13 protein-coding genes are annotated in these 13,909 nt (G+C 47.3%); 8 read left to right on the plus strand and 5 right to left on the minus strand.

Annotation, left to right across the window (positions count from 1 at the left end; genetic code table 11):
• Positions 1 to 19: 19 nt before the first annotated feature.
• The 4 genes from A9237_RS26605 to A9237_RS26620 all read left to right on the plus strand — a co-directional run bounded on the left by A9237_RS26605 (position 20) and on the right by A9237_RS26620 (position 5,171).
• Entirely contained in the window at positions 20 to 1,369 is a 1,350-nt protein-coding gene (locus tag A9237_RS26605; RefSeq protein WP_041059448.1) for a GH1 family beta-glucosidase, read from the plus strand.
• Complete coding sequence (locus tag A9237_RS26610; protein WP_078610185.1) at positions 1,369 to 2,463, plus strand: ABC transporter ATP-binding protein; 1,095 nt, start codon at positions 1,369 to 1,371, stop codon at positions 2,461 to 2,463. Before A9237_RS26605 ends, A9237_RS26610 begins: the two co-directional genes overlap by 1 nt.
• A gap of 134 nt (positions 2,464 to 2,597) precedes the next feature.
• On the plus strand, positions 2,598 to 3,620 hold the full coding sequence (locus A9237_RS26615; RefSeq protein WP_078610186.1) for a LacI family DNA-binding transcriptional regulator: 1,023 nt from the start codon (positions 2,598 to 2,600) through the stop codon (positions 3,618 to 3,620).
• A 210-nt stretch (positions 3,621 to 3,830) separates the two neighbouring features.
• Positions 3,831 to 5,171 carry an MATE family efflux transporter gene (locus tag A9237_RS26620; protein ID WP_005434790.1) on the plus strand — a complete coding sequence of 447 codons (1,341 nt, stop codon included), beginning with the start codon at positions 3,831 to 3,833 and terminating at the stop codon, positions 5,169 to 5,171.
• Between the two features lie 361 nt (positions 5,172 to 5,532).
• On the opposite strand, the gene A9237_RS26625 is transcribed toward A9237_RS26620, so the two are convergent.
• The gene (locus A9237_RS26625) at positions 5,533 to 7,212 is read right to left on the minus strand and encodes an RluA family pseudouridine synthase (RefSeq protein WP_078610187.1); all 1,680 of its coding nucleotides are present in this window, start codon (positions 7,210 to 7,212) and stop codon (positions 5,533 to 5,535) included.
• A gap of 244 nt (positions 7,213 to 7,456) precedes the next feature.
• On the opposite strand from A9237_RS26625, the gene yidD reads away from it, so the two are divergent.
• The 3 genes from yidD to A9237_RS26640 all read left to right on the plus strand — a co-directional run bounded on the left by yidD (position 7,457) and on the right by A9237_RS26640 (position 9,761).
• The gene (gene yidD, locus A9237_RS27665) at positions 7,457 to 7,807 is read left to right on the plus strand and encodes a membrane protein insertion efficiency factor YidD (RefSeq protein WP_167371700.1); all 351 of its coding nucleotides are present in this window, start codon (positions 7,457 to 7,459) and stop codon (positions 7,805 to 7,807) included.
• A 31-nt stretch (positions 7,808 to 7,838) separates the two neighbouring features.
• Positions 7,839 to 8,813, plus strand: a complete 975-nt coding sequence (locus A9237_RS26635; RefSeq protein WP_078610189.1) for a DUF3137 domain-containing protein — start codon at positions 7,839 to 7,841, stop codon at positions 8,811 to 8,813.
• A 150-nt stretch (positions 8,814 to 8,963) separates the two neighbouring features.
• The gene (locus A9237_RS26640) at positions 8,964 to 9,761 is read left to right on the plus strand and encodes a Cof-type HAD-IIB family hydrolase (protein WP_020195092.1); all 798 of its coding nucleotides are present in this window, start codon (positions 8,964 to 8,966) and stop codon (positions 9,759 to 9,761) included.
• Between the two features lie 119 nt (positions 9,762 to 9,880).
• Here the strand turns inward: A9237_RS26640 and A9237_RS26645 are convergent, their stop codons facing one another.
• From A9237_RS26645 to A9237_RS26655, 3 genes are read right to left on the minus strand one after another with little or no spacing between them, the layout of a single operon-like run.
• Positions 9,881 to 10,285: a hypothetical protein gene (locus A9237_RS26645; protein ID WP_009706775.1), complete on the minus strand. Its 405-nt coding sequence runs from the start codon at positions 10,283 to 10,285 to the stop codon at positions 9,881 to 9,883.
• A 10-nt stretch (positions 10,286 to 10,295) separates the two neighbouring features.
• Positions 10,296 to 11,387 (minus strand): GGDEF domain-containing protein, encoded by a 1,092-nt coding sequence (locus tag A9237_RS26650; protein WP_041059467.1) that lies wholly within the window; start codon positions 11,385 to 11,387, stop codon positions 10,296 to 10,298.
• Positions 11,387 to 11,851: a putative pterin-binding protein gene (locus tag A9237_RS26655; protein WP_027726610.1), complete on the minus strand. Its 465-nt coding sequence runs from the start codon at positions 11,849 to 11,851 to the stop codon at positions 11,387 to 11,389. Before A9237_RS26655 ends, A9237_RS26650 begins: the two co-directional genes overlap by 1 nt.
• 281 nt (positions 11,852 to 12,132) lie before the next feature.
• On the opposite strand from A9237_RS26655, the gene A9237_RS26660 reads away from it, so the two are divergent.
• Positions 12,133 to 12,504 carry a DUF805 domain-containing protein gene (locus A9237_RS26660; RefSeq protein ID WP_005434803.1) on the plus strand — a complete coding sequence of 124 codons (372 nt, stop codon included), beginning with the start codon at positions 12,133 to 12,135 and terminating at the stop codon, positions 12,502 to 12,504.
• Between the two features lie 49 nt (positions 12,505 to 12,553).
• Here A9237_RS26660 and A9237_RS26665 read toward each other — a convergent pair whose 3' ends face one another.
• Positions 12,554 to 13,744, minus strand: coding sequence for a BamA/TamA family outer membrane protein (locus A9237_RS26665; protein WP_038894976.1), 1,191 nt, complete (start codon positions 13,742 to 13,744; stop codon positions 12,554 to 12,556).
• Between the last annotated feature and the right edge of the window lie 165 nt (positions 13,745 to 13,909).

Genomic DNA, 13,909 nt, shown 5'->3' on the forward strand with positions numbered 1-13,909 from the left:
AACAAAAGGTTTTATAACAATGAATAAATTCCAACTACCACAAGATTCAAAATTACGTAGCCCAGAGTTCTTATTTGGTGTCGCAACCTCTTCTTATCAGATTGAGGGCGGTGCTCAGCTAGGTGGTCGTACGCCTTCGATTTGGGACACGTTTTGCAATAAGCCAGGCGCAGTTGATAACGCAGATAATGGCGACGTGGCATGTGATCACTTCCATTTGTGGAAGCAAGACATCGAGATGATTCAAGGCTTAGGTGTGGGCGCTTACCGTCTATCGATGGCGTGGCCGCGCATCATTCCTGAAGATGGCAAAGTGAATGAAGAAGGTTTGAAGTTTTACGAGCAAATCATCGATGAGTGTCACGCTCGCGGTTTGAAGGTTTTCGTTACGCTTTACCACTGGGATCTACCGCAATACCTAGAAGACAAAGGCGGTTGGCTAAACCGAGAAACGGCTTACAAGTTTGAGGAATACGCGAAGGTAGTTAGTGCTTACTTCGGCGATAAGATTGATTCATACGCGACATTGAACGAACCGTTCTGCTCTGCTTATCTTGGCTACCGTTGGGGTGAGCATGCCCCTGGCCTTAAGGGCGAGCGTGAAGGTTTCTTGTCTGCGCACCACTTGATGCTAGCACATGGTCTTGCGATTCCACACATGCGCAAGAACGCACCAAATGCGATGCACGGTTGTGTGTTCAACGCGACACCCGCTTACCCGTATAGCGATGCAGACATCGGTGCGGCAGAGTACAGCGATGCGGAAGGTTACCACTGGTTTATGGATCCGGTATTGAAAGGCGAATACCCGCAGCTTGTCTTAGAGCGCCAATCGCACAACATGCCAATGATTTTGGAAGGCGATCTCGACATCATCCAGACCGATTTGGACTTTATCGGCATTAACTTCTACACCCGTTGTGTTGTGCGCTACAACGAACATGGCGATATTGAAACGGTACCTCAACCAGAACAAGAGCACACATTCATTGGTTGGGAGATTCACCCTCAAGCACTGACAGATTTGCTCCTGCGTTTGAATGACCGTTACCCGAACTTGCCACCACTTTACATCACTGAAAACGGCGCAGCAGGCGATGACCATTGCATTGATGGCGAAGTGAATGATGAGCAGCGCGTGCGTTACTTCCAGCAGCACCTAGTTGCTTTGGATGCTGCGATTAAAGCAGGTGTGAATGTGGATGGTTACTTCGCTTGGAGCCTAATGGATAACTTCGAGTGGGCTTACGGTTATAAGCAGCGCTTTGGTATTGTCCACGTGGATTACCAAACGCAAAAACGCACCCTAAAAGCGAGCGCAATTGCTTACCGTAACATGCTGCTGGACCGAGCAGAGGAGAACCAGTAATGGCAAAAGTCGAATTCAAAAACATCAAGAAATCCTACGATGATGTCGAGGTAGTGAAACACTTCGACTTCACGGTGCAAGATGGCGAGTTTGTGGTTTTCCTTGGTCCATCGGGTTGCGGTAAGTCGACTACCCTGCGCATGCTAGCGGGCTTGGAAAGCATCACTGGCGGTGAGATTTACGTTGGCGATAAGCTGATGAACAAAATCGATGCCAAAGACCGCGACCTTGCCATGGTGTTCCAAAGCTACGCGCTTTACCCACATATGACGGTTTACGAGAACATCGCTTTTGCTCTTAAGCTAAAAGGGATGCCAAAAGACCAAATCGATGTTGAAGTGCGTAAAGCGGCGAAAATGCTTGAGCTGGATGCACTGTTGGATCGCAAACCAAAAGAGCTGTCTGGTGGTCAACGCCAACGTGTTGCCATGGGACGTGCTATGGTTCGAACGCCCAAGGTGTTCTTATTTGATGAGCCACTATCGAATCTGGATGCCAAACTGCGTGGCGTGATGCGTGAAGAGATCAAGCAGCTGCATCGTGAGCTAAAAACCACCACGATTTACGTAACCCACGATCAGATTGAAGCGATGACATTGGCGGATCGCATCGTGATTCTGAAAGACGGTTACGTGGCTCAAGTCGGCACACCGACAGAAGTGTTCCAACGTCCGGCCAACAAGTTCGTGGCGCAGTTCATTGGTAACCCATCGATGAACATGTTGGATGCAAAGCTGATTGGTGAAGAGGACAATTGGGAAGTCGAACTGGGTGATGTTCGTATTCCTTTGCCAGAGCGTTTCAAAGCACACGCATCGAAGAATTTAGCGCTGCACTTTGGTGTTCGTCCAACCGACATCCATCTGCGTGCTGAGCAAGTGGACCACGACCGCGTGTTGCCGTTCCCAGTCAAAATCAAAGACAAGGAGCTATTGGGCGCGAGTATCCTACTGAAAACAGAAATCGCAGGTCAGCCGCTAATGGTTGAAACACAAGCGGCAGAAGTGGATGTGGATACGCTGACTCTGTACTTGGATTTAGATGCAATTCACCTATTTGATGCACTGAGTGAAAACTCGCTCGCGACATTCTAAATCCCCGATATGAAAGCCAGTGCGCGCTTGCGTACTGGCGACTTATCTAGCTCTCATTTCCCATATCAAAATGTTGTCGCGCCCCCCGCTGCAACTTATATTTTTGTTATTAGCTTGCTGGGAAAATTCCTACAATGAAAAAGAAAAAAAGAGCGGCATCCATCTATGATGTGGCCAAGTTGGCGGGTGTGTCACCGAGCACCGTATCACGTTTCCTCAATCGCACGACCTTTGTCTCTGATGATAAAAGCCAAAATATAGAAAAAGCGATCAAGTCACTGGGTTATAAGCCAAATTATCAAATGGATCAGGGTAGCAACACGCGCTCGATGACCATTGGCGTGCTTATTCAACATCCTGAGAGTCCACACACCAGTCGAATCCTGAATGATATGGAGAAAGTGCTTAATGCGCAGGGCTACTCATTGGTGATTGCTACCGGGCACTGGCAGCGCACACTCGAATCACACGCTTTGGAGTATTTAGCGAAAAGTAATGTGGATGGGGTGATCATCGTGACGGGCAGTTTGACGGAAGAGCAGATTTTGGAATATGCCCAGCGAATTCCTGTTGTCGCGGTTGGATACAATGTCATTGGGGATAAGGTTAAATCCATAAATATAGATAATGTATTGGGCGGATACATGGCGACGCTGCATTTGATGCAACAAGGTCACGTGAACATCGCTCATATCAAAGGGCTTTTGAATCAACCAGATGCGGTAGCTCGCTTTGTTGGTTACAAGAACGCTTTGCAAGAGGCAGGCATAAAGGTGATGCCAAAATTAGTCAAACAAGGCGATTTCAGCAGTGAGTCCGGCTATCAAAAAACGGTGGAATTGCTCGAATCTAAAGTGCATTTCTCTGCGTTGTTTGCTGCCAATGACCAAACGGCTTACGGGGCGATAAAGGCTCTGCATGACCACGGCGTTCGTGTGCCAGAGGATGTGTCTGTGATCGGCTTTGATGACTTACCGACCTCACAATATTTCACGCCTGCGCTTACCACACTGAGACAGCCGATTGAAGAAGTTGGCGCCATTTGTGCCGAGTCCATTCTCAATTTATTGAGTGGTGAGAGGCATGAAGTGCGTCTACCGCCGATCGATCTGATTGTCCGCCAATCAACGGTGTCTAAGTTCCGTCAATCAAGTTGAGATAAGTCGCCAAACCCATTAGAAAATATTTTCCGAAACTCGACGAAATCTTGTTGTATTTGTGACCAAACTCCGTCTAGAATTCGCGCCTGCATTTTGGTGATTAAGTGCACAATTATCAAAATAGCCAAATTCTAAGAAATCTAATTTTTTGAACTGCCTCACAGTTATCTGTGGGGCAGTTTTAGTTGTAGGAAAGGTCCAAAACACATGCCTAAAAGCCAGAATATCAACCAACGTATGTCCATTGTGGCATTGGCTTGGCCGATACTTGTCGAAATTTTGCTACGGACGGCTTTAGGAACCAGTGACGTATTCATGTTGAGTGGTTACTCAGACAAAGCTGTGTCTGCGGTTGGGGTAATCACACAATTAACGTTTTTCCTGATCATCGTTTCTACCTTTGTCAGCAGCGGCACGGGTATCTTGATCGCGCAATACAATGGCGCTGGGCGTGAAAAAGACTCCGTTGATGTCGGTGTTGCCAGTATCGCTTTGTCTGTGATTGTAGGTGCTTTCTTGAGTGTGCTGGCCGTGATTGGCGCGGTGTTCTTTTTGCCGTATTACGGGCTAGAAGCTCAAGTTGAGCAGTACGCGCGTGAATACTTGCTGATCAGCGGTGCGATGACGTTCAACGTTACTATCGGTATTGTCTTTACCACGATTCTGCGTAGTCACGGTTATTCACGCTCGCCAATGGTGGTTAACTTAATCTCTGGCGTGTTCAACATCATTGGTAACTACATTGCGCTGTATCAGCCGTTTGGTTTGCCTGTGTATGGCGTTGAAGGTGTTGCAGTGGCGACAGTCGTGAGCCAAGTAATCGGTACGCTATTATTGGGCGTGATTTTGAAACGCAGCAGCATTGAACTGCCAATGTCCAAGCTCAAACAAGTGCCGAAAGACGTGTTCAAGAAGATCCTAAAAATCGGTGGCATGAACGCGGGTGAAGTGCTGTCATACAACATGGCGCAGATCTGTATCGTCTACTTTGTGGTGCAAATGGGGACATCGTCACTAGCGGCATTTACCTATGCACAAAACATCGCGCGTTTTTCGTTCGCGTTTGCGTTGGCGATTGGTCAGGCGGCTCAAATCCAGACGGGTTACTACATCGGTAAAGGTTGGGTAAGCAGCATTCTGAAACGCGTGCAGATCTACTTCTTGGTCGGCTTTGCTGCGTCAACGGCGGCAACGTGTTTGATCTACTTGTTCCACGAAGAGATTTTGAGCGTGTTTACCGATCAGCCAGAAATTTTGGCATTGGCGGGCGCCTTAGTGATGGGTTCTATCGTGTTAGAAGCTGGCCGCGTGTTTAACTTGATCTTCATCTCGGCACTGAAAGGCGCTGGTGACATCAAGTTCCCAGTGCAGATGGGTATTCTCAGCATGTGGGGCTTGGGTGTGGTGTTCTCTTACATCTTGGGTATTCATTTGGGCTACGGCGTGATTGGTGCGTGGATGGCGATTGCTCTGGATGAATGGGTACGCGGCATCATCATGGCAAGACGCTGGCGCTCACAAGTATGGACCAAGTTTAAGGTGAGCTAGCTTCTGTTCACAAAAAACCGAGATTCCAGACATCTCGTTCCTCGATTCTGGAATGACGATGTTTAGCTATGGTGATTGGAAATCTTGTTCTATAACGCGTCATTCCCGATAGCGACGGAGGAGCGCAGTCGGGAATCTCTTACTCACTCTATACGTAAAAAGGCACTGTAAGTCAGCGCCTTTTTGCTATCTATTCTGCATTGACGATGTTTAGCTATGGTGATTGGAAATCTTGTTCTATAACGCGTCATTCCCGATAGCGACGGAGGAGCGCAGTCGGGAATCTCTTACTAGCTCTTTACGTAAAAAAGCACTGAAATTCAGTGCCTTTTTGCTATCTATTCTGTATGGATAAGTCGCTTTAAAACTCACACTCTGCTTGGAAACACATACGCTCTTTGCTGTATGGATGAGCCAACTCCAACATCTCCGCGTGCAAATGTAGACGGTCGGCTTTTTCGCCATACAAGCCGTCGCCAACCATCGCCATGTTCAATCCCATGTGGTGGGCGCTGTGCACACGCAGCTGGTGGGTTCGTCCTGTTTTCGGGTACATGTACACCTTGCTGCGTCCGTCTTTCACTTCAATCAGCTGCCAGTAAGTTTCAGCAGGTTTACCGTGCTCAAAGCACACAAGTTGACGTGGACGGTCATCTGGATCGCCACGCATCGGTAGCGAGATTTCACCTTCAGGCTCGGTTAATACACCTTCCAGCAGTGCCATGTAGCGCTTTTGTACACCGCGAGTGATGAACTGCTTTTGCAGGCTCTTGTTGGCGCGTTTGGTTAAAGCAAACACCAAAATCCCCGACGTTGCCATATCCAAGCGGTGAATCACGAACGGCCCTTCGACATCCGGGAACATCGCTTGTAGACGCGTATATGCCGAATCTTTGATGGTTTTCCCCGGAACGGAAAGCAGACCCGAAGGCTTGTTGACGATCACCATGGCTTCGTCTTGGAAGAGAATTTCCAGCTCTTTATCTTCTGCCCAGTTCTCTGCTAATGGGTTTGGCTCCACATTCAAGCCTTGCAGCATGTGCCCCAAAATCGGCTGACATTTGCTGTTGCAAGATGGGTAGAACTTCTTGTGCTGACGTACTTCAGATTTCGGCGATACGCCCCACCAAAACTCTGCCAAGGCAAGTGGCTGATAACCATGTTTGTATGCGAACTGAAGCAATTTCGGCGCTGCACATTCACCTGCACCTGCTGGTGGTACTGGATTGGTGGTAGGAGCAAAAATGTCCACCAAATCGCGCTCGGCGCTATGGTTGTCCAAGAAGCGGTATTGCTTATGCAGCTTGTGCTGCAGAGCATTAGACAAGTCTTTGCGCTGCTCTTTAAGTTCTGCCAGTGTTTGTTCTAGCTCGGTTAAGCGCGCTTCTTTGATTGCGAGCTTTTCGTCCCAAGCTTGTTTGAGGTACTTGAGCACATTCTTCTCAGCGACGCTTTGTTTCCCTAAATCATCCAGTAGTGTTTTCAATTCTTCTGGATTCAGTGTTTGTTCGCCTTGTTTGCGCTGTTGTTTGCGTTCTGCACGACCGGTAATCATCACTTGGCGATGGGCATTCTCTTCTTGCTGATACGCTTCACGGTCTGCTTTGATTTCTGCTTTTAGTTGTGCCAGTTCTGGGTTGGCTGCAAAGGCTTTGTATTCCGCGTTCGCAGCATTGATGGCATCTGTCTCACCTCGGAAGAAACCTTCTTCTGTCAGCATGTCGAATACGGGTGGAACAAAACCTGGAAGCAAGTTTTGATCGGCAATCTTGCCAGAGAAAGCACTGAAGTAGCCAAGCTCACCTTGCGGGTTACGTACTAGCAAAACACCGAACATTTTACCGCGTCCGTTTTGCTCATCCTCAAGACCGAAATCGTGTTCGAAATCAGTTTGTGTCATTAGGTGCTGCTGCAATTGCTCTGCAGCCAACACACACAATGGGTGAGGCGTGTAGTAGAACGGAAACGTAAACTGCGCTGGCAAGTCGTAGCCAGAAATATCCGCAGTAAATCGAGTAAAGCATTGTTCAGGCGAGTGCATGAGAGTGAGTCCGCGCGAAATAAAAATCGAGCACGGATTGTACCTGTTTTGGCTGTGATTGCTATTCGAAGGCACTCCTAGGCTAGCTGTGTCGGCTTGCCTGCACTCCCTATCTCAATGATTTTCATCGCTTAGAGCGCAGAAATTAGGATTGCGTTTGAAATGATTAATTTGAGTGATGTATTGTTTTGATTGATAACTAAGGCGTAGTTCTCGAATGACTATTAGATGCAAAAGGAAAAGCATGTCTAAACTGGTGTTGGCATTGATACGATTTTATCAGCGCTATTTATCTCCATATAAAGGGTTCCGTTGCGCTCATGCGGTGTATTACGGCACGGATTCTTGTTCTGCTGCCATCAGTAAGATGATTCAACGCAAGGGAGTGTTTTCTAGCTATAACAGCGTTCAAAACCAATTCGAACGCTGTCGAGATGCGCATCAACGTCTGCAAAATGGGGATTCTTCCCGTAACCGAAAAAGGCGTAAGAATAATGACTCATCTTGTGTAACGGACATGGGATGTAGCTCTTTGGATTGCGTTCCGAGTGACGCTTGTAGCGGTAGCGGCGATTCATCTTGCCATTGTTGGTAATGGACTCAACTCTAAAAATGAAAGGGAAGCGATGACGACCGATCAACTTAAAACGCTGTTTGAAAATGACTTAAGGCACAAACTCGAACCTCTTGAAGCCTTACGCTTAGAAGCGCTGCGTCGACGCAAGTTTCTAGGTTTGACGGTGCTGGGGTTCTTTGGCACCGTCGTGTTTGACCTCGCCACCTCTGCCACGGTGTTTGTTCTTTTGGCATTGATGCTCGGTGGTTGGGCGTACTTCAATCAAAAGCACAATCAGTTTCGCACCACCTACAAGCAGCACATCATGCAAAGCTTGTTAGCGCATATTGAACCCTCACTCACTTGGGACCCAAATCGTAAGTTATCCAAAGAGACCTTCGAGCGCAGCGGCTTGTATTTAGACCGTTGTGATGGTTTCGAGAGTGATGATTTTATTTCAGGCACCATTGGTGAAGCTAAGGTAGTGATGTCTGAGGTAGAGGCGTCGAAGCTCATCAGTTCAGGAAGCGACAGCTCGAGTAAGCATCACGTATTTTTTGCGGGGTTGTTTTGCGAAATCGACGTTCCGATGAATGAAGACATTTGCACCTTTGTTTTGAGTGACCGTGATGATGGGCCAACGCTTCGTGAAAAGTTGTGGGACAGTTTCTTCAAGATTCAGATAGGTAAACGAGTACGAATGGGTCACTCAGAGTTTGACCAACAGTATGAGGTGTATAGCGACGATGTAGACACAGCAAAGCAACTGCTGACGGATGAATTGATCGAGCGTGTGCTGATTTTTCGTCGTGAGAGTGAGTTCTCTAGCTTGTCGCTTTCTCAAGTGAACGGAAAGCTCTATATCGCCATTTCACATTGGAAAGCACTGTTTGAGCCAAAATTGGACGAGCCTGCGGGGGAGTTTGAAGCCGTTGCTGAGATTTATCGCGAACTCGATTTTCTGATTGGCACCATTCACAGTCTGGGGCTGACCAAACCAATGCCTCAGCCCATGACAAAGCAGAGCACCTCAGCTATCGCTTAATCCCATTAATATCTCAAGCTGAAACTCAATTGATGCACTATTATTTCAGCTTGAGATTCATCCAAGATCCTGTACCTTAGCGTGATTCTTTTTTGCAGCCTGTTTTCATTCACAGAGTGACCTGCGCTGCTTCACTTTTGAGTTAAAGTCATGTCACAAGCTAGCATCAAATTTATTGCCACCGATATGGATGGCACTTTGCTTGACCAATACGGTCGCCTAGACCCTGAGTTCTTTGACCTGTTTTTACAGCTTGAAGAGAAGGGCATTCTGTTCTCGGCGGCATCCGGTCGTCAGTACTACAGCCTGCGTGATACGTTTGCACCGATCCAAGACCGCATGATTTATGTGGCGGAAAACGGCACCTTGGTGATGTACCAAGATAAAGAGCTATACAGCTGCACCATTCCAAAAACAGAAATTGATGCGATCATCCAAGCGGCTCGTGAAGTTGAAGGCACGCACCTAGTACTGTGTGGTAAGCGTTCGGCTTACATTGAAACTAAAGATCCTAAAGCGTTGGAAGAGTTCCAGAAGTACTACCATCGCTGTGAATACGTGCCAGATCTATTGGCCGTTGACGATGAGTTTATCAAGGTTGCGATTTGTCACTTTGGTGGTTCTGAAGAGTTGGTTTTCCCAACCATGAGTGCGAAGTTTGGTCACAGCCATCAGGTTGTGGTGAGCGCGAAGATTTGGCTAGACGTGATGAACGCAGAAGCATCAAAAGGTGCGGCGATCAAACACCTTCAAGAAACCATGGGCTTTGGTCCGGAAGAAACCATGACCTTTGGTGATTACCTGAATGACCTAGAGATGCTACAAGTGAGCGAGCACTCTTACGCTATGGAAAATGCGCACGAAGCGGTGAAGAAAATCGCACGCTTCTCAGCACCAAGCAATCGTGACTCTGGCGTAATGAAAGTGATTAAAGAGAAAGTGCTTTAATCTCTGCTTCGCCAGATTCGAACATAAAAAAGCCCCGCTACGTAATGAGCGGGGCTTTTGTTTATCTCAAGTTAAGTATCTGAAGCCAAGTATCAGAAGTTAATTATGCGTCTACTTAGTTAGCGAACGTATTTCGCTGTCGCGCTGACAAACCAATGTTGTAATTTGCCATCTGGGTTCTCTACCCACAGGTCGTTATGGTAGCGATAGATGCGACCATTCACAGTGAGGGCTAGCGTGTTATCACCGGTTTGCTCCATGCGAATAAACTGATCAGAAGTCACCAAAAACGGCTCCAAATCATCCGTGCTTGCGCCTTTGTACACCACGAAGTAACCAAACATATTGCCGGCATCTGGGTCTGTCGAATGAATGCGATGGCCAACCAGCGTGTAGTTGTCGTTGAGCGCTTCTTCGAGAGTTTGTGCCCCCACCGTCTCGTGAGATGGGATAAACACCCAAGCCAGTACACCTATCGCGATCACTAGCAGTAACAGCACTGCTCGCATGAAGTTTTTCATCATGGTTATCCGTTTAACGTTGGAATTTCATTTTGTACATGCGCTTATCCGCTAAATTGATCAGGAAGTCAATGTTGTCGGCGTCTTGCGGATAGCTTGCTACCCCTAAGCTGGTGGACAAAGAGCTTGCTTTATCAGAGGCAAGAATCGGTTTTTCAAACACCACGTTGATGTGGTGCGTCGCTTCGGCGATCTTGTTTTGCTCGGTGGCATTGATGAGTACGGCAAACTCATCACCGCCCATGCGATACACACTAAAATCATCCATCGCCATGTTGCTCAGACGCTCTGCAACCTCGATTAAGGCGATATCACCCGCTTGGTGCCCCAATGTGTCATTAATGTTCTTAAAGCCGTTCAGGTCGAGCAGGAGGAGCGAGAAAGGGGTATCGGTTTCCTCTCTGCGATGTAAATCGATAAACAGTGCGCTCCGGTTGGCAAGATTTGTTAGTGGATCGCTCAAGGCCAGTTCTTTGTGGAACTTAGACTCGCGTTTATAGAAGTAAGTCATCAACGCGACGGTGAGAACAAAAATGCCCAACAAGATGTACTGCGCTTGGAGCAAGTTGTAAGCACGTTCTTGTTGTTGTCTGTAGAGTGGGCTCGCGACTCGGAAGTTCTGAGTGACGTAATCAATCATCTCCATATACAAGTTCTGAGTGGCGCGATAAAACTGGGCGGCGGCAATACTGCTACCGGTTTTGGCTTCGACTAAGATTGGTTCGAGTTGTTGGAACTTGTCGAACAAGGATACGAAGTACACCCGCACTTCTTCACGAGATAGGAAAGAATCCGCTTCTTTGTTGTTGATCAGCAGATCAAAACGACTCCATGCCAGTTCATATTGCAACTCGGTGCCGTCGATGTTCATTACGCTTTCGTTCAAACGACGAGCTTCACCCACCAATTCGGACAGTTCTTTGGACAAGTGGAACAAGAACCAAGTCGCTTGGTTTTGTTGGTCGGAGTAGGTTTTGGTCAGCGCGCGGGTTTCTTTTAATAAAACGATGTTTGCGATCAGTAGTGTCGATGCAAACACGAGCAACATCAACTTACTCTTGGTTGAAAAGGGCCCCTGCTTCGGGGTTTTGGGTTTCGCCTTCATTATTGATCTTCTTTCGCACTTATCCTGTTGATTTGCCAAACCATTTGAGAGTGGTATTGCGCGTTATCAAGCTCTGGGTGTTCACTCATTGAGTAAATCAGCCAGTACGGACCTTTGTTTCTGATTTTGATGTAATTATGGTTTTGTTTGTATGCCACGATCGGCTGATAACGAAGAATGTCTTCGCGAGATAGGTCAGAGTGGTAGTCGTTGAGCGCACGAACTTCGACATGCTGAGGAATGTTGCCAAACGTATGTTGCAGCAGTGTACTCAGTTTAACGCCGTCAAACTCGGCAGGGGTTTCTAGCCAAGGTAGTTCAGTGATGTAGGTAGTTTGCGGCAGTGACTCTAGGTCTTTTAGTGCCACAACGACATTGGAATTTTCAGGACTGCTAAACTGTATCGTGTTTGCAAAAAGTGTCGGTGCAAACAAAAGCAAAGCGAGCGCCATTGTTTTTCTCATCTTGTGCCCTTTGAATTTATTGCCCTCATTCCGGTTGGATCGCGTTAACGAACCGATCCGCTGAAATTTCGGTTATATATTTATTAATAATAGAGCCAACTTGATGGATTTATATAATACGTTATGGGTGAAAAGTAACCGTTGGTTGAATATACGTCAAGGTTAATGACAGAGTTAAAAATACAACTATTGGATGAATATATCATTTAGCTTATTTTGTGTGCAGTTTGCTTCACGTTGTCTAACTTTCGCGACACTTTCATCTCATTAGGAGAGTCGATATGTTTGATTGGTACTATAAAGTTATCCTCAATTATACCAACTTTAGTGGCAGAGCGAGACGCCAAGAGTATTGGTACTTTACGTTAGTCAATGTGCTGATCAATTTGGTGATGGGCATCATCGACCGAGTCATTGGCAGCGTGATGCAAATGGAGAATTTTGGCTTCTTCGGTGTGATATATGCGCTGTTTATCATGATCCCGTCGATTGCCGTCACTGTGCGTCGTTTGCACGATTCAGGACGAACCGGTTGGTGGGCATTGATCGCCTTTGTCCCAATCATTGGTATTTTGGTGCTGCTGTACTTCTTGATTCAAGACAGTGAAGAAGGTTCGAACCAATACGGCGCGAACCCTAAATATCAATCATGATGAAGATAACCGTGATGCTGTCAGCTGTGATGGCGAGAGGCAAGTGGGTTTAGATGCCTGAACCCACTTGGAAATAGACCGCGTTGTCCTCATCACTGAAAGCGAAGTCCATACCTGCTTGCAAGCCATAACGACGGGCGATGAGGTAACGAAAGCCGACGCCGTAAGCGTATTCGGCATCGTTTTCAAATAGCGATTCTTCTGTTGAGGCGTAACCAAATCCACCGAAGAGGTTCGTCGACCAACGAGTGTTCCATTGGTAGGTCAGCTGAGATTCTACCGAGAGTGTTTCATCCCCTTGGTATCGGTTTCTTGCCACACCACGCAGCTCGATATCTGGGTATGACGCAGGCGGTAAAAAGCGCTCGTCAGTATAAAGCGACTTGTATTGTCCGCGCAGAGCCAACGACCAATCATCGGCTAATTCCCAATAATTGATGCCCTCTACGTCCAGTTGTTCGTATTCGTAATCACTGCCAAACGCATCGTTGTACCAAAGAAATTCGGCTTTATAGTTGTAGCCTTGCGTTGGACTAAAAAAGTTATTTCGGCTGTCCCATTCCAGTGTTAAGCCCAATCCAGAAGTGGTTGGAGAGGTATTGGTCAAGGTTTGTAGCAGCTTATCGGCAACAGGGGAGTTCGTGATTTTCTGATCGGTAACGAAATAGAGCTGCTTCACACCGATAAACAACGGGGCATCAATAATGCGGTATTGAAGATGGTTGAGCATGCCGCCGCCAGTAATCTCGAAATCTAACCCTTGTCCATTGAATACGCCGTCTAGCCCCGGCAACGTGGACTGCGGGTAGAAGGTCATGTTGAAGTCGCCATATCCGACGCCACCAAGGTAACGCACCGTGTCCTGCGCCCAAGTGCGGCGATGGCCAGCAAACCCCATCCAAGTTCCATTCTCAGTCGCGAAGCCGCCAACTGCAGTGATCGCAGGCGTTAACAGTTGGGCGCCACCATCGAGTGATGTTTCCGCCAGTTTGCGCCTTTTCTCCCGTTGCTCATCGGATTCATGCAAAAATACGCCAGTGAACCCCAAACCATAGCCGACAGCAGGTTCAGTAATCACGATCGGGACGGGTAGAAAGCCGTAGGCGTTTTCAGCAAGGTATTCACCCATATCCAATTGCCCATCGATGGGATCGAAAAAGCTTATCGCCTCGGCAATAGGAGAGGTCGCTAACAACCCGAAATAAGTCGAGGTTAGCAGGACTGACGTTGGTTTTTTCATAAAGTGCTAGCGTTAATTGAATGATGTTCAATTACAAGTTAGACGTCATTTCGACAAATTGCAATGGGACTTGTGTAAAGGGAAAGTGAGTGTTTTTAAAACACAAAAAGCCACCCAATAAATAGGTGGCTTTGTATAGAGAGGATTATTAAACCGTTTGGTTTC

Origin of the sequence: Vibrio owensii (assembly GCF_002021755.1) — a bacterium.
GTDB classification, from domain to species: domain Bacteria; phylum Pseudomonadota; class Gammaproteobacteria; order Enterobacterales; family Vibrionaceae; genus Vibrio; species Vibrio owensii.